The 16,789-nt window shown below is 65.1% G+C and carries 13 protein-coding genes; 3 read left to right on the top strand and 10 right to left on the bottom strand.

Features of this window, described 5'->3' with window-relative positions; genetic code table 11:
• Window positions 1-114 precede the first annotated feature (114 nt).
• The 7 genes from ACX9OT_RS14375 to ACX9OT_RS14345 form a co-directional block, all read right to left on the bottom strand.
• Complete coding sequence (locus tag ACX9OT_RS14375; protein WP_049463139.1) at window positions 115-516, bottom strand: hypothetical protein; 402 nt, start codon at window positions 514-516, stop codon at window positions 115-117.
• Between the two features lie 164 nt (window positions 517-680).
• Window positions 681-1,358, bottom strand: a complete 678-nt coding sequence (locus ACX9OT_RS14370) for a Fe2+-dependent dioxygenase (protein WP_459002633.1) — start codon at window positions 1,356-1,358, stop codon at window positions 681-683.
• 10 nt (window positions 1,359-1,368) lie between these two features.
• On the bottom strand, window positions 1,369-2,088 hold the full coding sequence (locus ACX9OT_RS14365; RefSeq protein WP_459002631.1) for a tetratricopeptide repeat protein: 720 nt from the start codon (window positions 2,086-2,088) through the stop codon (window positions 1,369-1,371).
• Between the two features lie 68 nt (window positions 2,089-2,156).
• A complete protein-coding gene (locus tag ACX9OT_RS14360) occupies window positions 2,157-4,445 on the bottom strand; it encodes a TonB-dependent receptor (RefSeq protein ID WP_459002629.1) in 2,289 nt (762 codons plus the stop codon).
• A 154-nt stretch (window positions 4,446-4,599) separates the two neighbouring features.
• The gene (locus ACX9OT_RS14355) at window positions 4,600-5,004 is read right to left on the bottom strand and encodes a hypothetical protein (protein ID WP_100437469.1); all 405 of its coding nucleotides are present in this window, start codon (window positions 5,002-5,004) and stop codon (window positions 4,600-4,602) included.
• Between the two features lie 202 nt (window positions 5,005-5,206).
• Entirely contained in the window at window positions 5,207-5,539 is a 333-nt protein-coding gene (locus ACX9OT_RS14350; protein ID WP_100437470.1) for a non-heme iron oxygenase ferredoxin subunit, read from the bottom strand.
• Window positions 5,536-6,075 carry a GNAT family N-acetyltransferase gene (locus ACX9OT_RS14345; protein WP_132809453.1) on the bottom strand — a complete coding sequence of 180 codons (540 nt, stop codon included), beginning with the start codon at window positions 6,073-6,075 and terminating at the stop codon, window positions 5,536-5,538. Before ACX9OT_RS14345 ends, ACX9OT_RS14350 begins: the two co-directional genes overlap by 4 nt.
• 241 nt (window positions 6,076-6,316) lie before the next feature.
• Here ACX9OT_RS14345 and ACX9OT_RS14340 point away from each other — a divergent pair, with 241 nt between their 5' ends.
• Genes ACX9OT_RS14340 through ACX9OT_RS14330 form a run of 3 tightly spaced genes read left to right on the top strand, consistent with a single transcriptional unit; the run spans window position 6,317 to window position 12,829 of the window.
• Window positions 6,317-11,647: a wall-associated protein gene (locus ACX9OT_RS14340; protein ID WP_459002626.1), complete on the top strand. Its 5,331-nt coding sequence runs from the start codon at window positions 6,317-6,319 to the stop codon at window positions 11,645-11,647.
• A 3-nt stretch (window positions 11,648-11,650) separates the two neighbouring features.
• A complete protein-coding gene (locus ACX9OT_RS14335; RefSeq protein WP_459002624.1) occupies window positions 11,651-12,505 on the top strand; it encodes an RHS repeat-associated core domain-containing protein in 855 nt (284 codons plus the stop codon).
• A 3-nt stretch (window positions 12,506-12,508) separates the two neighbouring features.
• Window positions 12,509-12,829 carry an apurinic/apyrimidinic endonuclease family protein gene (locus tag ACX9OT_RS14330; RefSeq protein ID WP_125894193.1) on the top strand — a complete coding sequence of 107 codons (321 nt, stop codon included), beginning with the start codon at window positions 12,509-12,511 and terminating at the stop codon, window positions 12,827-12,829.
• Window positions 12,830-13,471: 642 nt separating this feature from the next.
• Here ACX9OT_RS14330 and ACX9OT_RS14325 read toward each other — a convergent pair.
• The 3 genes from ACX9OT_RS14325 to sufC are packed head-to-tail and all read right to left on the bottom strand — an operon-like array spanning window position 13,472 to window position 16,751.
• Window positions 13,472-14,728, bottom strand: a complete 1,257-nt coding sequence (locus ACX9OT_RS14325; RefSeq protein WP_459002621.1) for a cysteine desulfurase — start codon at window positions 14,726-14,728, stop codon at window positions 13,472-13,474.
• Window positions 14,725-15,987 carry a Fe-S cluster assembly protein SufD gene (gene sufD, locus ACX9OT_RS14320; protein ID WP_459002620.1) on the bottom strand — a complete coding sequence of 421 codons (1,263 nt, stop codon included), beginning with the start codon at window positions 15,985-15,987 and terminating at the stop codon, window positions 14,725-14,727. Before sufD ends, ACX9OT_RS14325 begins: the two co-directional genes overlap by 4 nt.
• Window positions 15,987-16,751, bottom strand: a complete 765-nt coding sequence (gene sufC, locus ACX9OT_RS14315) for a Fe-S cluster assembly ATPase SufC (RefSeq protein WP_019337095.1) — start codon at window positions 16,749-16,751, stop codon at window positions 15,987-15,989. Before sufC ends, sufD begins: the two co-directional genes overlap by 1 nt.
• Between the last annotated feature and the right edge of the window lie 38 nt (window positions 16,752-16,789).

Below are 16,789 nucleotides of genomic sequence, written 5' to 3'. Positions count from 1 at the left end.
ATGCCAGGCGCGAACGGCGCGGCATGCACGGGGAGGCCCGGTCAGGGGCGGCAGGGATGAAGCAGGCAGCGGCGTGCGGGCACGACCGCGCAGGCGGTCACGCGGGGCCGTGAATCAGGCGAGCGGCGGCGCCTGGCCGCGTTGCTGGCGACGCCCGGGCGCGTCGGCCCAGGGCGTGTCCGGAGCGGCCAGCGGCCAGTCCGGGCGCACGCCGGGCATGGCCGGCGTGGCGGGTACGAGTTCAAGCTCGGTGCGCAGCCATTGGCTGGCCAGCAGCAACGGCGGGCGCGCCTTCTCGGCCGATTTCACCGGGGCGGCAGCACAGCGGCGCAGTTTGGCCGGTGCTTCTTCCTGCGGGGACGCTTCGCCACCGCGCTCTTCCAGCGGCATCTGCACGGCCATTCCGGCCTGGCCGTGTGGCAGCAGCGGCAGGGTGCCCAGCAGCAAAGCCAGCATCGCAACCCACGCCAGCAGACTGGCCAGCGCAGGACGCTGACCGCGCATGGCGGTGCCCATCTTGCGATGGATGAGTGGGCGAGGGCGAAGCGGGCGCAGCAAGCAGGGGTCCCCAAGGGTCTGCCGGCAGCGGCCGGCATCAACGGGGCGTGATTGTAATGAGAGCTGTTAGCTGTTGCAAATGAGAATGATTGCCAAAATGTCGCAGGCCGGCCGGATCCGGCTCAGACCTCGCTCCAGCGTCGCAGCAAGTTGTGGTACACGCCGGTCAGCTGCAGCACCGCCTCGGCATCGCCGCCGGTCTGCCGCAGGCGCCCGATCGAGCCGTCCATTTCCCACAGCAGGCGGCGCTGCACATCGTCGCGGATCATGCTCTGTACCCAGAAGAACGAGGCCACGCGCGCACCGCGGGTGACCGGCCGCACCTGGTGCAGGCTGCTGGACGGATACACGATCAGGTCGCCGGCCGGCAGCTTTACCTCGTGCTCGCCGTAGGTATCGCTGATGATCAGCTCGCCGCCCTCGTACTCCTCGGGCGCGGACAAGAACAGGGTGCAGGAGATGTCCGAGCGCAGTTGCTCGCCGTTGGCCAGGTTCATCACCGCACCATCGACGTGGAAGCCATAGGTGCCGCCACCGCTGTAGCGGTTGAAGCGCGGCGGCAGGTACTTCAGCGGCAGCGCTGCGCTGAAGAACAGCGGGTGCCGGGCCAGCGCGACGAGGATGATCTCGCCCAGTTCGCGGCGCAGCGGCGAGGCCTCGGGCAGCTGCTGGTTGTGCTTGGCCTGCGCGCCCAGATGGCCGACGGTCTCGCGGCCATCGGTCCAGTCGGCGGCATCCAGTCGGCGGCGAAAGTCGGCCACCTGGTCTGCGCTGAGAATGTCGGGGATGTGCAACAGCATGCGGGACTCCTCAGAGGGACGGCGGTGCGACCAGGGCGCGCACCTGCGGATGCGGCGACGCGGCCAGTTCCGGCACGATGTGCGCCATGAACGCCGGGCTGCCGTGGGCCAGTGCAAGCCGCAGCCAATGCACGGCCTGCTCGACCTGGCCGGCCTGCAGCAGGATCGAGGCGTAGTTGGCCTGGCCGCGGAAATCACCGGCTTCGGCCGCGCGCTTGTACCAGGCGAGCGCCGCCTGCGGATCGGGCGTGGTGTCCAGCCCGTCTTCGAGGTGGCGGGCCAGCAGGTTCATCGATTTGGCGTGGCCCAGGTGCGCGGCGCGGGTGTACAGGGCCAGCGCCTGCGCGCGGTCCTGCGGTACACCGCGGCCGGTGGCCAGCAGGTTGGCCAGGTTGTACAGGCCCCAGTCCAGCCCGGTGTCGGCCGCGCGCCGGTACCAGACCGCGGCCAGCGTCGGGTCGGCGACGGTGCCCTGGCCCAGCTCATGGCAGCGGCCGAGCATGTTCATCGCCATCGGCGCGCCGTTGTTGGCGGCGGTTTCGTACCAGAGCAGCGCGGCCGAGGCGTCCTGCGCGGTGCCTTTGCCTTCCATGTGCATCTGCGCGAGCAGCAGTTGTGCATCGACCTGTCCAGCCTGCGCGGCGTCGCGCACGCGTGCGAACGCGGCCTGCGGATCGTGCTGCAGCAGCTCGGCCAGGGCGTCACTGTCGATGGGGGTACGGGTTGCCATGAGGTGAGTATCGCCGGAAACAAAAACGGCGGCAGGAGAGCCTGCCGCCGTGGTGGAGCGGAGTTACATCAGAACTTCACGTTCAGTGCCAGGGTGGCCGAGCGACCCGGGGCGATGCTCGCGTAGTGCGAGGCATAGGCCTTGGTGAAGTAGGTCTTGTCGGTCAGGTTCTGCACGTTGAGCTGCAGGCTGATGTTGTCCTGGATCGCGTAGCTGGCCATCGCGTCGAAGCGGGTGTAGCTGGCAATCCACTTGGTGTTGGCGACGTCACCGTACTGCTTGTCCGAGTAGAACGCACCGGCGCCGATGGTCAGGCCGATCGGGAAGCGGTAGGTGGTCCACAGGTTGGCGCTGTGCTTGGCGGTGTTCGGGAACTCGTTGCCGTTGTTCGGCGACGGCACGTAGACGTTGGACGGGCAGGTCCGGCCCGACACGGCGCAGACGAAGCCGTTGTCCTTCAGTTCCGAGTCCAGGTAGGTGTAGCCGCCGTACAGGCTCCAGGCGTCGGTCAGCTGCCCGGTGAAGCCCAGTTCGAAGCCGTTGATTTCCTTCTTGCCTGCGTTCTGGCTGGTGCCGTTGTCGATCGTCACACGTGCGTTGTTCATCACGGTATGGAAGATCGCCGCGGTCAGGTTCAGGCGGTTGTCGAGCAGGTCCCACTTGGTGCCCAGTTCGAGGTTCCTGGTGTCCTGCGGCTTGAGGTCGGCCACAGCCGCGCTCAGACCGTCGGAGCCGTCACCTCCGTCCATGCCCGGCGGGGTCGAAGAGGTGCCCCAGGACAGGTAGATGCTGCCGTTGGCCGCCGGCTTGAACACCACGCCGGCCTGGTAGTTCAGGAAGTCGTTGTCATTGCGCACGCGGGTCGGCGCCGCACCGGCCACCGGCGTGGTCAGGGTGGTGCGGAAGTCGTCGTAGCGCAGGCCGAGATTGAAGCTCCACTGTGCGTTGAGTTCGATGGTGTCGAACAGGTACGCCGAGGTGGTCTTGGTGCGCTGTTCGACGTCCAGCGCCTTGTCGCTGCGATACACCGCGTGGGTCGCCGCCCACGGATCGTTCGGGTTCGGATTGGCGAAGCTGGTGCAGTTGTAGCCGGTGGCCGCGCCGGTGGTCGGGCACTTGCTGTTGCCGGTCAGCGGGTTACTGGTGCCCGGGGTCATCAGGTAGCTGCCGCGGGTCATCTTCTCGTCGCTGTACTCCACACCGGCGCTGTAGCTGTGCTTGAGCGCGCCGGTCTGGAACGCGCCGGTCAGGCCCAGCTGGTCGGCGAAGCTCTTGACGTCGACGGCGCGGCTGTTGGTACGGCGCCACAAGGTGCCGTAGTTGTTCGGGTTGCCCTGGCTGTCGTCCGGCTGGGTCCACAGGTAGTCGTTGCTGGTGTTGCCCAGGCGCGCGATGTTGCGCAGCTTGTGGCCACCGAAGTCGTAGCTGGCGTCCAGGGTGCTGATGTCGGCGCGGGTGCGCTGGAAGTCACGGTCGACCAGGCCGTAGTAGTTGTTGCGGTCCGGCACCATCGGGCGGCCATCGACCCACTTCGAGGCCGGCGCACCGTTCGGATTACCGTACGGGAAACCACCTGCATCCGGCAGGTCATCGCTCTGCATGTGGTAGTGGCTGGCGATCAGCTGTGCCGGACCGTTCAGGCCGAACGCGATCGACGGTGCGATGCCCCAGCGGCTGACATTGGCGGCGTCGCGGCCGGCGATGTCCGACTCGTGCTTCATCAGGTTCAGGCGGGCGGCGATGCCGTCGCCCAGCACGTAGTTGGCGTCCACGGTGCCGCGTGCGTAGCTGTCGGTGCCGATGCCCATGCTGGCGCTGGTCTCGTTCTTCAGCTTCGGCGTCTTGCTCACTAGGTTCAGGCTGCCACCACCGGAGTCACGGCCGCCGTAGGCCGAGCTCGGGCCCTTGACCACTTCCACCTGCTCCAGGTCGAAGATCTCGCGGGTCTGCGAGCCGACGTCGCGCAGGCCGTCGACGAACACGTTGCTCTGCGAATCGAAGCCACGGATGAAGGGGCGGTCACCGGTCGGGTTGCCGCCTTCGCCGGCACCGAAGGTGATACCCGGGACCATGCGCAATGCATCCTGCAGGTTGGTTGCACCGGTTTCGGCGATCAGCTTCTCCGAGACGATCGACACCGACTTCGGGGTGTCCAGCAGCTCGGCGGTGAACTTCGGCGAGGACGGATTGAACCAGCTGCCGCGCACCTGCACCTTGTCCAGGTCGGTGGCCTTGCGGGAGCCGGCATCGGCGCTGTCGGCAGCCTGTGCGGCCAGCGGTGCGAAGCCGGCGGCCAGGGTGGCGGTAGCGAGCAGGGAAACGCGCGGAGCGTGCTTGCGGGACGTGATGTGGGTCATGGTCTGGGTGGCGGTGGCTTGGATCGGGAAAGGGCGAGCGCGAGCCGGCGCAGATGGACGTGCGGCGACAGGCGGGAGGTGGGTTCTATAGAGCCGAGCCATGCTCGGCTGGCGGGAAACGCAATCAGGCGCACGGCAACGGCCGCAGGGCGCCTCAGCTGGCGTGCGGTGCGGGCGGAGCGTGGCCGGGGTTCAACCGCAGTGCGGGATCGCGCAGCTGCCAGCGCAGGGCGTCGGAACGCCACAGCGGAACATGCGCGACCAGGGCGGCGCGCGGGGGAGCCAGTCCGGTACAGGGCGTGGCGCCCTCGCCATCCAGCGGCGGCTCGGGTGCTGGCGCGGCATGGTGCGGGCACTCGTCGGCCGGCGGGGCCGGCACCGGCATGACCTGCTGCAGATCTTCAGCGTGTGCCTGCCAGCCGTGGGTAGCCGGGTTGTTGCCGCGTCCTTCGTGCAGTGCCGACCAGCCCAACACCAGCGTCAGCAGCACGGCCACGAGCAGCGGCCACCCTTGGCGGGCGAGCTGGCACAGCGTGGCGGTGGGCGCGGGCGAAGCCATGGCGCGGGGGCGGAGTCGTTACGAAGATGTTACGTAGAATAACATCAACGATAATGATTCGCATGTACGGGCCGTGCCGGGCCCTCGAGGCGACCCGGGGGCGCCCTGGGGAGGCCCTCATGGCCTTCCGGTAGATCCACCCCATGGGTGGATTCTCTCCCGCGGGGCGCCCTCTGCGGGGCTCTCTGGGCCGAGCGCCGCCTCAATCCCGGTCGTCGCGGGTCCAGACAGCGTCGTGCTCGCGCTTCACCGGAAACTTGGGCACAGGGCTGTAGGCCGGGGCACACAGGGCGCGGCCGTCACGCACGTCGAAGCGCGCGCCGTGCAGCACGCACTCCACGCTGCCCTCGGTGGTGTTGAACTCGCCCGAGGACAGCTCGAACTCCTCATGCGTGCACTGGTCTTCCAGGGCGTACAGCTCGCCGTCGAGGTTGAACACCACGATCGGCGTGCCGGTCACTTCGTCGAACACGCTCTTCATTTCACCCGGCAGCAGCTCGGTGCCGGCACAGACGAAGGTCCAGGTATCGCTCACGCGGCGGCTCCGGCCAGCGGCTTTTCCAGGACCTCGAAGCGCAGGTCGTCGCGCTTGGGAATGCCGAAACGCTCGTCGCCGTATGGGAACGGCTTCTTGATGCCGGTGCGCTGGTAGCCGCGGCGTTCATAGAAGGCGATCAGCTCGTCGCGCACGTCGATCACCGTCATCTGCATCACCGGCACCTTCCATTCGCGTGCGGCATGCGCTTCGGCGGCGTCCATCAGCTGCTTGCCGACGCCGCCACCCTGCTGGGCCGGGTCGACCGAGAACATGCCGAAGTAGCCCTTGCCGTCGACATCGGCGACGTGGGCGCAGGCCACCAGCTGGCCGTCGCGTTCGGCCAGCAGGATGGTGGAGCGCGGGCGGTCCAGGTCGGCCTGGATGCCTTCGGCATCGATCCGGGCGCCGTCCAGCAGGTCGGCTTCGGTGGTCCAGCCGACGCGGCTGGCGTCGCCGCGGTAGGCCGAGGTGACGAGGGCAATGAGGGCGGGGATGTCGGCCGACGTGGCGGCGCGGAAGGTCAGGGTGCTCATGGGCACATTCTAGGTGGAGCGGGGAAGGGCGCGGGAGGCTGCCGCTTGGGCCAACTTTGCCGAATGTGGCCAATACGCGGGGTTGACGCCATCTTCATTATTCGTTCATATCCATGGTCAGCACCCGCCCACCGTGAAGCAACGCGTGGCTGTCTGCCGGAGTGGGTGCCGCCTGGTCGAAGGCCAACTGCCGTTCGGCGCAGGTGGGGCACACAGGGAAGTCGATCCAGGGAGGATCTTCATGCAGTCTGGCCTCATTTCTCATCCGCGCGCCGCAACGGCTGCCAAGGGTCTGTTTCTCGGTTTCATTGCCCTGTGTGTGTTGGCACCGGTCGGCGTTTCAGCCCAGATCGTTCCCACGTGGCGCCAGGAGTACGACAAGCGACTGAAGTACGGGGACCTTGTCGAACCGCTGAAGGGCGAGATCTTCGGCGAGCAGGTCAACCTCTATGACGGCTCGATCAGCTTCAAGGCCACGGATATTTCGATTCCAGGCAATGGCGGGCTCGCGGTTTCACTCAGCCGCAGCTACGGGGATGTCAGCGGCGGTGCAAATGACAAGGAATATGGAAACTGGGATCTCGACATTCCGTCGCTTTCAGGCACATACGGAGACCAGCCCGAAACCGCGATCGGCGGGCATTGGATGCCAAGCGCCCGTTGCTCGACAGTTACCGCACCCCCGTCGCTGGATGTCTGGAATTACAAGCATACCCAGACCATCAATTTTTCTCCCCACACCTATTGGGATGGGGTGAGGCTTTCATTGCCGGGCGGAGGCGGTGAAACCGTCCTGGCGGGCAGCGGGGACGCACGCCAGCCAACGCCCCAGATTGGCACGCCAACGCCTTGGAACACAAAAGGGGGATGGTTCTTCTCATGCCTCAGTGCGCTCAAGAGCGGCCAGCCGGGCGAAGGTTTCCTGGGCCACGCGCCAGACGGAACCAAGTACTACTTCGACTGGATGGTGGCGCGCGAGAACGAGTCTGCCGTTCTCCAGCCCTACGACACCATCACCCATGCCACGCTGAAACGGAAAAAGGTCTTCCTCTATCCATCCCAGGTTGTCGATCGTTTCGGCAACTGGGTCCGCTACGAATGGAGTGGCGGGCGGCTGGATCGAATCGTTGCCAACGATGGGCGCAGCATCAGCCTTGCCTATGACTCCCTGGGCCGCATCGCAACCGCAACAGCAGCGGGCCGCACCTGGACCTATGGCTACACTCCGGCCGGTGTGTTGCAGTCGGTGACGCTGCCGGATGGCACCGCCTGGCGTTACGACCTGCCTCCGGTCCACGTGACGAAGAAGTACCCCGAATACACCGGGCAGGATCCTTCAGCCTACATGGACTTCGCTGGGCTGTGCGCGAAGACGAACAAGATTGTGCAGACCGAGGTCACGGCTACTGTCACACATCCCTCTGGCGCACTCGGTACTTTTGTGTTTCGACCGTTCCGACACGGGCGCAAGAATGTTCCGTTCAACTGCCAGACCTCCGGCGACGATCAGTTGCTGGCCGACGGATGGAATCTCACGCCCCTCTATCGGGACGCGATGTCTTTGGTGGCAAAGCGGATAAGCGGCCCGGGGATGCCCACCGCGCAGTGGAGCTATCAGTACACCAATCTGGGGTGGCAGTACGACAGGAGAGTCGACCAGGCCGGGTGGCCGATGATTCCGGTGGGGCAGGCAGAGCCCAAGATAACGATTGAAACCCTACCCGATGGGGTTATTCGGACCTACGAATTCGGTAAGGAAGTCGGCTACAACGACGGTCTATTGCTGTCCACGACTACCAGCTCTGGTGGCGCGGTGGTTCGCATCGAGCGCAGCAACTACTACCCGGACGCGCAACTTGCCAGCGCGCCGTTCCCGCGCGAGGCGGGCCGGAATCTCAAGTACGGGGCCAGGGAACTGGGAGAGCATCTGAATCGCCCAGTGCAGAGCACGGTTGTGAATCAGGATGGCGTGCAGTTCACGCGTACTGTGCAGGCCTTTGATGCCTTCGTCCGCGAAGTCACCGTCGCAGAAGCGAATTCCGCCGGCCAGAGTCGCACCACCAGCACCAGCTACTACGACAATCCCGCGCTATGGGTGAACGGCCAGACGGCGCGCAGTGTGCTCAATGGCATCGAACAGTCCCGCACCGAATTCGATACGGCCAAAGCACTGCCGCTGCGCGCCTACGCATTTGGCCGCCTGGCGCAGCAGGTGACCTATGCAGCCGACGGCACGGTTGCCTCGGTGGCCGATGGCCGTGGAAATACCAGCCATCTGTCGGGATGGAAGCGTGGTGTTCCGCAGCAGCTCCGCATGCCGGCCACGCCCGAAGCGCCCAATGGTGCGGTGCGCACGGTTGCCGTCGACGACAACGGTTGGATCACCTCGCTGACCGACGAAACCGGCGCAACCACCAGCTTCAGCTACGACAGCATGGGCAGGCTGCGCAGCCAGCAGTTCCCTGGCGGCGACAGCGTGAACTGGAATGGCGTAACCATGGACCTGCAGCGACTGGGTGGCGCGCAGCTGGGGGTGCCCGCCGGCGCATGGAAGCACTCGCGCACGCAGGGCGGGCGGCGTACGGATACCTACCTGGATGCGATGTTCCGCCCGGTGCTGGTGACCGAGAACGCCAACAACGTGCTGGACAGCGCCGTGGTGACCCGCTACGACACCAGCGGCAAGACCGTGTTTGCCTCGTATCCCACGCGGCAGCTCTCCGATATCAATGCCGCCCTGACCGGCACCACGACGCAGTACGACGCGTTGGGCCGCCCCACCGTGGTCAGTCAATCGTCCGAGCTGGGGGCACTGGTTACCCGCACCGAGTACGTGGGCAACCTGTCGGTGAAGGTGACCAACCCCCGCGGCCAGGCCACGACGACCCGTCACCTTGCCTACGACCAGCCCAGCTACGAGATGCCGCTGACGCTGCAGCACCCGGAAGGCGTGGTGACCGAGATCCAGCGCGACACGCTGGGCAAGCCGCTGGCGATCACCCGCCGCAGTGCAGACGGCAGCCAGTCGCTCACCCGCCGCTACGTCTATGACGGCTACCAGCAGCTGTGCAAGACCATCGAGCCGGAAACCGGTGCGACCGTGCAGGACTACGACGCGGCAGGCAACGTGCTGTGGTCGGCGGCCGGCACGGGTTTGACCAGCACGACCGACTGCAACCGCAGTGAAGCCCTGGCCAGCGGCCGCGTGGTGAAGCGTAGTTATGACGCCGCCAACCGCCTGTCGACCCTGATCTTCCCGGATGGGCGCGGAAATCAGAACTGGTCCTACGCGCCTGATGGTCTGCCGGCCGAGATCAGCACGCAGAACGATCCGGCCCGGCCGATGGTCGTCAACCGCTACCAGTACAACCGCCGCCGCCTGCTCAGCGGCGAAACCCTGCAGCATCCGGATCTGGGAAGCCTGAGCCTGGCCTATGGCTACGATGCCAACGGCACGCTGGCCAGCAATACCTATCCGGGTGGGCGTGTCGTCAGCTATGCGCCGGACGCACTGGGTCGGGCGACGACGGTCGGCGGCTATGCGAAGGAGGCCAGTTACTTTGCCAACGGCGCGTTGGCCCGCTTCGTATATGGCAACGGAATCGTGCACACGTTGACCCAGAATGCCCGCGGGCTGCCCGACCGCAGCCGCGATGCCACTGCAGCGGCCGCAGTGCTGGATGACAGCTATGACTACGATGCTGGTGGCAACGTGATGGCCATTTCCGATGGTCTGCCCGGGGCGCCCGGCAACCGGGACATGACCTATGACGGCCTGGACCGGTTGCGGACGGTCACTGCGCCGGGCTTCGGCAACGCCTTGTATGAGTATGACGCGTTGGACAACCTGCGCCGTGCCAAGGTCGGCAGCCGCGATCGTACGCACTACTTCGATCCGACCAATCGACTGGTCAACGTGATTGAAACCGGAACCGGCGCAACCGTGACCGGTCTTGGCTATGACGTGCAGGGCAATCTTTCGGTGCGCAATGGTCAGGCTTTCGCGTTTGACTACGGCAACCGGCTGCGCGCGGCCGGAACAGCAGAGAGCTACGAGTACGACGCCCACGGTCGTCGGGTGAAGGCCAGCGCCAGTGGCAAGGGGGCAATCTACTCGTTCTACGACAACGGCGGCGTGCTGCGATTCCAGCGCAACGAACGTACCGGCAAGCAGACCGACTATCTCTACCTGTCAGGCAGTTTGGTTTCCCAGGTGCATGGCGAAGCGGCACCCAGCGTTCCCGCGCTGAGTGCGCCGGGCTACATCACCCAGGGCAGCGTGAACCTGACCTGGAGCCCGGCCGGCGGTGCCAACCGCTATGAGTTGCAGCGTGCCCTTGCGGGCACCTGGAGCACGGTCTTCGATGGCGCGGCGCAATCGTTCACCAGCACAGGCCTGGTCACGGGGACCTATCAGTTCCGCGTGCGCGGCTGTCGTGCGGTGTGTGGCGGATGGAGCAATGTCGCGTCAGTGGCCGTGGCATTGGCGCCATCCACCGTGCCGACCCTGAACGTGCCTGCCACAGCCTTCAACGGCAGCTACAACGTAGCTTGGTCTGCGGCTTCCGGTGCCGAGCGCTATGAGCTGGAGGAAAGCGCCAATGGTGGCGCTTGGGCCCAGGTGCACAACGCCATCGGTCAGTCCAAGGCCTTCAGTGGCAAGGCAGCGGGAAGCTACAACTACCGGGTTCGCGCATGTAACCCGGTAGGGTGCACGGGATACAGCGCCACGGCTGCAGTGACGGTCGTATATCCGCCTGCCACTGCGCCCGGACTCTCTGCGCCGGCACGCGCTGCGCCGGGCAGTATTGGTATTGGCTGGAACGGGGTGGCTGGTGCCACGCGTTACACCTTGCAGGAGAGTAGCAATGGTGGCGGATGGGTCACGCTGTTCGACGGCAACGCGGGTTCCTATGCCACCGCTGTGCGTGGTGTGGGCAGCTATGGTTATCGGGTTGCCGCCTGCAATGGCGCAGGCTGCGGGCCGTGGTCGGCCACGTCGACGGTAGCGGTGATCGGGCCGCCGACGATCGAGCCGGTGATCAGCGCGCCGGGCCTGGTGAACGTGCCGCAGTACAGCCTGAGCTGGTCGGTGCCGGCCAACAGCGAGAGCTTCGTGCTGGAGGAGAGTGCCAACGGTGGTGGCTGGACGGTGGTGCATAACGGCGGCGGGAACAGCTTTGGTGCCAGCCGTGGCAATGGCAGCTATGCCTACCGCGTGAGGGCGTGCAATTTCGCGGGGTGCAGTCCCTATTCGGGCATCGCCAGTGTCTCCGTCGTGCTTCCTCCCGCGGCCACTCAGATCTACGTGGCGGAGTGGCTAAGCACGCGCAAGGCGCCCTATCAGGTGCAGTGCAGCGTCGGCTGGCGTGCGGTTCCGGGGGCAACGGAATATCAGCTGGAGCCTTCCGGAGCTGGACGGCGCCTGTACACCGGCCCCAAAACCTACGTGCAGTCAAACGGCGGGACGTACTGCGCCAGTCTCTACATTGTCAGGGCCTGCAACGCCGGCGGCTGTTCGGCATGGTCCGCAGACTTCCCCGTCACCCGCGGCGTATTGAATTGGGACTAAGCCATGAATGGACTCTGTTCACTGTTGATTCGGGCGGTACTCGCGGTGGTGCTGCTGGCGGCCTGTGTGGCGCCGGCAGTTGCCCAGGAAGTGGTCGAGTACATCCACACTGATGCACTGGGTTCACCGGTGGCGATCACCGATGCCAGCGGAAACGTCATCGAGCGTACTGTGTATGAGCCGTATGGGGCGGTGGTGAATCGGCCGTTGAAGGATGGGCCGGGATATACGGGGCATGTGACGGACTCGGGGACCGGGTTGATCTACATGCAGCAGAGGTATTTCGACCCAAGTACTGGCGTATTCCTTTCAGTTGATCCCGTCGCGGCGGATACGGTGACGGGAGGAAATTTTGCGAGATATCTCTATGCGAATGGGAATCCTTACAAGTATGCCGATCCAGATGGGCGGATCGGTAAGCTAATCGCGGAATTGATAAAGAAAATTCTTCCTAAGATTTTGCCAAAGGCATCGCCAAAGCCCGCTCCCAAGGCTGCTCCCAAAGGTTCTCCTCGCACGGAGAAAAAGCCTGATAGTTCTAAGCCGGAATCAGCAGGTGGCGAAGGTTCTGGAAATCGATTTCCTGATCGAGATCTACCGCGAGATCAACACGGAAATCCCACCCCGGATCCTGGTGCAAAAGGACCACATACTCAGCTTGGTCAGAAGGACGGAAGGAAGTCACGATATGATCAGGCTCGAGAGTTCGATGGGGATGGAAAGCCGGTGAAAGACATTGATTTCACTGACCACGGTCGCCCAAGTCAGCATGTGAATCCACATGAACACCCGTATGTTCCGAATAAGACGGGCGGAACACCAATGCGTGGCGATGAAAGACCATTGAATGGAGGGTAGGTCATGAGTGAAGGGTTTGCCCAATTTCCTATTACAGGGAGAGCAGTTGCTGATGCACTCGAGTCGCTCGCGGGACCTGGAGATATCTGGGAGGTTTCAGCCATTGAAACATTAACTTCAGCGGATGACGTGCTGCTGGGTGACCTGTGGCGACGCGTGGTCGCGGGGGACAGGGTCTTCGCTACTCGAGAGATTTGCTCCGCACTGGTAAGAGCAGATCAGGTGGTTACCCTGTATGCGCGTCTGATTGGCAAAGACAATGTTCACCTCTACATTGATGATGGCATTGCTGCCTCTGATGACGGAATTAAGGAAGGCCGCTAGATGAGGAGGGTTTGCTGGCGCAGCTGAGGACGTTGATGGCCCCGCGGAATACATCAGAGGTCATATTGCGCCCTTGAACGCATCGACTCCATAGCTGATTGCTGCGTAGAAGATTGGGTGTGCAGGTGCTATGTGATGGAGTAGCCTCAAAAGGAGGAGCTGAGTGCCAGGGTTTGTTGAAAGCTTCCCCATTTGGGCTTCCATCATTCTAGGTGCCATGTGGATAAACGCATTTGCGGCTCACAGGATGTTGCTTAAAATCGAGCGTGAACGGCCGGAAGTACTCGCTGCAGTCGGAATCATCAAGGTTGATTGGTGGCTTAGGTGCTTGCGCGGTATTGCAGTGCTTGCCCTTACTTCCAAAGGGCAGACGCTCCATCAGGGGGCACGGTGGGTGTTGAGGGGAGTCGTGATGATGTACGTCTTCTTGATTGCCTCCGGGGTATCCATGCTTGTTGGCATGTAGGGGACGGTGCCTCAAGGTCGTTGATGGTGGATGGATCGGCATTACGGTGAGATTGCCCGTTCCTGGCATCACTCGGTGTTTCCCGGTCACGCCTCTGCTTGCTTGCGTCCAGCGCGCAATAAAAAACGCCGCAGTTTCCTGCGGCGTTCTTGTACTTTCCTGGTTCTGGCGAATCCTCAGCCCAGCAGCTTCCGTACCTTGGTCAGCGCGGTCATGAACCGCTCGATCTCGGCGTGCGTGTTGTAGAACGCCAGCGAGGCACGGCATGTGGCGGCGACGCCGAAGTACTGCAGCAGCGGATGCGCGCAGTGCTGGCCCGAGCGCACGGCCACGCCTTCCAGGTCGAGCAGGGTCGCCAGGTCGTGCGCATGCGCGCCATCGATCAGGAAAGAGACCACCGCAGCCTTCTCCGGCGCTTCGCCGATGATACGCAGGCCGTCAACGCGGCGCAGCTCTTCGGTGAAGTGCGCCAGCAGTTCGGCTTCGCGGGCTTCCACGTTCTCCTGGCCAAGCTGCTGCAGGTAGTCGGCAGCCACACCCAGGCCGATGAAACCGGCGATGTTCGGGGTGCCGGCTTCGAACTTGTGCGGGGCATCGTTGAACACGGTGCCGTCGAAGCTGACTTCCTTGATCATCTCGCCGCCGCCGAGGAACGGCGGCATCGCGTCCAAGTGCTCGCGACGGGCCCACAGCGCACCGGTGCCGGTCGGGCCGCACATCTTGTGGCCGGTAATGGCGTAGAAATCGCAGCCGATCGCGGCGACATCGACCTTGCGGTGCGGTACCGCCTGCGAGCCATCGACCACGGTGATGATGTCGCGCTTGCGCGCTTCACGGCAGATCTCGCGCACCGGATTGACCGTACCCAGCACGTTGGAGACATGGGTGACCGCCAGCAGCTTGACTTCCGGGGTCATCGCCGCGCGCAGCGCATCCAGGTCCAGCGCGCCATCAGGGGTGATCTCGGCTACGCGGATGGTGGCGCCGGTACGCTGCGCGACCAGCTGCCACGGCACGATGTTGGCGTGGTGCTCCATGCGCGTGATCAGGATCACGTCACCAGCCTTCAGTCGCGGCAGCGCCCACGAGTAGGCCACCAGGTTGATGGCGAAGGTGGTGCCACTGCACAGCACCAGGTCGCTGGGACGCACGTTGAGGAAGCGCGCCAGCTTGTTGCGTGCGCCTTCGTAGGCATCGGTGGCCTCGCTGCCCAGTGCATGCACCGCACGGCTGACGTTGGCGTTGTAGCGGCGGTAGAACTCGTCCACAGCGCCGATCACCTGCACCGGCTTCTGGCCGGTGTTGGCATTGTCGAAATAGACCAGCGGCTTGCCATGCACTTCACGCATCAGCAGCGGGAAGTCGAGGCGGACGCGGTCCCAGTCGGGGGCGCCGGCGCGTTCTTCGATCGGTCGCGGCGTGGACAGGTTCATGCCACACCCGCCTCGGCGAGGGCCTTGTCCAGGCGACGTGCCAGCTGCGCACGCAGCGCGTCCGGCAGGACCTTCAGCGGCTCGTGGCAGAACGCGGCGCTCAGCAGAGCCTGCGCCTGTGCCTGCGGCAGGCCGCGCGAGCGCAGGTAGAACAGCGCATTGGCGTCGAGCTGGCCGACCGTCGCACCGTGTGCGGCCTTCACTTCATCGGCGTCGATCACCAGCGTCGGCTGGGTGTCGATCTCGGCATCGGCCGACAGCAGCAGGTTCTTGTTGGACAGGTTCGCGTCGGTGCCATCGGCGCCTTCGCGGATCTGGATGCCACCATGGAACACCACGCGGCTGCGGTTGGCGGCGACGCCGCGCCACAGCAGTTCGCAGGCGGTATCGCATGCGATGTGGTCGATGCCCAGGCGGGTTTCGACGTGGCGGCGGCCATTGCCAAGCAGCACGCCGTTGGCGGTCAGCTGGGCATTGTCGCCTTCCAGGCGCACGTTCAGTTCATGGCGGCTGAGCGCGGCGCCCAGTTCCAGGTCGACGCGGTGGTACTGCGCGTCGCGCGCCAGCACGGCGTCGGTGCGCAGGAAGCTGGTCTGGCGCGCGCTGCCGGCCTGCACGCGGGCGTGCTTGAGCACGGCATCACGGGCGACGTGGGCATGTAGCACGGTGTTGTCCAGGTGGGCGGAGTCACCCACGCTGAAGCGATGCTCGACCACGCCCAGGCTGGCGCCGGCACGCAGTTCGATCAGGTGACGGTGGTGCCAGGCCAGGTCGGTGTCGCCGGCGACGCTGGCGAATACCAGCTGCAGCGGCGTTTCGACCTGCACGCCTTCATCCACGCGCAACACCACACCTTCATCGGCCAGCGCGGCATTCAGGCGGGCGAAGATCTCCTCGCTGCGTTCGTAGCGGCGGCCAAGGAAACGCACGGGGTCTTCGCCGGAGGCCAGTGCGGCCGACAGCGGCTGCAGCTGCACGCCGGACGGCAGGGCCTGCACGTCACTCAGCGCGGCATCCAGGCGGCCGTTGACGAACACCAGGCGCGGCGCCGGGATGTCGTCCAGCAGCGTGGCGTCCAGCGCCGGGCCCTGCAGCGGTGCCGCAGCGAACGCACGGCGTTCCAGCTGGCGCAGCGAGGTGTACTTCCAGGCTTCGTTGCGGGCGGCCGGCAGGCCGTCGCGCAGGGCCGCATCCAGCACTTCGCGGCGCGCATCGCTGCCGCAGAAGGCCTGGGCCATCGAATCAAGCAGGGCGCTCATCAGACCGCCGCCTCGGGCACGACCCGGTCCTTCAGGAAGTCATAGCCGTGCGCTTCCAGTTCCAGTGCCAGCTCCGGGCCGCCACTCTTGACGATGCGGCCATCGGCCAGCACGTGCACCACGTCCGGCTTGATGTAGTCCAGCAGGCGCTGGTAGTGGGTGATGACCAGGAACGAGCGATCGGCGGCGCGCAGTGCGTTGACACCATCGGCCACGCTCTTCAGCGCATCGATGTCCAGGCCCGAGTCGGTCTCGTCCAGGATCGCCAGCTTCGGTTCCAGCACGGCCAGCTGGAAGATCTCGTTGCGCTTCTTCTCGCCACCGGAGAAGCCTTCGTTGACGCCACGGTGCAGCAGTTCGTCCTTCAGGTGCAGCACGGCCAGCTTCTGGCGCACCAGCTTGAGGAACTGCATGGAATCGAGTTCTTCCTCACCGCGCGCCTTGCGCTGGGCGTTCAGTGCCGCGCGCAGGAAGTAGGTGTTGTTCACGCCCGGGATTTCCACCGGGTACTGGAACGCCAGGAACAGGCCGGCAGCGGCGCGCGCTTCCGGGTCCTGCTCCAGCAGGTCGACGCCGTCGAACTGCACGCTGCCTTCGGTCACTTCGTAGCCGTCGCGGCCGGCCAGGACATTGCCCAGGGTGGACTTGCCGGCGCCGTTGGGGCCCATGATGGCGTGCACCTGGCCGGGCTGGACGTCCAGCGACAGGCCCTTGAGGATTTCCTTGTCGCCGATGCGGGCGTGGAGGTTTTCGATCTTCAGCATGGTGGGGGTTTCCGTGGGGCGGGCCGCGGCCCGCCGGT

Source organism: Stenotrophomonas genospecies 3 (assembly GCF_054473855.1).
This window is presented reverse-complemented; position numbering and strand designations above follow the sequence as displayed.

Coding starts and splice junctions, on each gene's coding strand:
- ACX9OT_RS14335 (WP_459002624.1), top strand. CDS start 11,651: ATGAATGGACTCTGTTCACTGTTGATTCGGGCGGTACTCGCGGTGGTG.
- ACX9OT_RS14340 (WP_459002626.1), top strand. CDS start 6,317: ATGCAGTCTGGCCTCATTTCTCATCCGCGCGCCGCAACGGCTGCCAAG.
- ACX9OT_RS14360 (WP_459002629.1), bottom strand. CDS start 4,445: ATGACCCACATCACGTCCCGCAAGCACGCTCCGCGCGTTTCCCTGCTC.
- ACX9OT_RS14355 (WP_100437469.1), bottom strand. CDS start 5,004: ATGGCTTCGCCCGCGCCCACCGCCACGCTGTGCCAGCTCGCCCGCCAA.
- ACX9OT_RS14325 (WP_459002621.1), bottom strand. CDS start 14,728: ATGAACCTGTCCACGCCGCGACCGATCGAAGAACGCGCCGGCGCCCCC.
- ACX9OT_RS14375 (WP_049463139.1), bottom strand. CDS start 516: ATGGGCACCGCCATGCGCGGTCAGCGTCCTGCGCTGGCCAGTCTGCTG.
- ACX9OT_RS14370 (WP_459002633.1), bottom strand. CDS start 1,358: ATGCTGTTGCACATCCCCGACATTCTCAGCGCAGACCAGGTGGCCGAC.
- ACX9OT_RS14330 (WP_125894193.1), top strand. CDS start 12,509: ATGAGTGAAGGGTTTGCCCAATTTCCTATTACAGGGAGAGCAGTTGCT.
- ACX9OT_RS14345 (WP_132809453.1), bottom strand. CDS start 6,075: ATGAGCACCCTGACCTTCCGCGCCGCCACGTCGGCCGACATCCCCGCC.
- ACX9OT_RS14365 (WP_459002631.1), bottom strand. CDS start 2,088: ATGGCAACCCGTACCCCCATCGACAGTGACGCCCTGGCCGAGCTGCTG.
- sufC (WP_019337095.1), bottom strand. CDS start 16,751: ATGCTGAAGATCGAAAACCTCCACGCCCGCATCGGCGACAAGGAAATC.
- sufD (WP_459002620.1), bottom strand. CDS start 15,987: ATGAGCGCCCTGCTTGATTCGATGGCCCAGGCCTTCTGCGGCAGCGAT.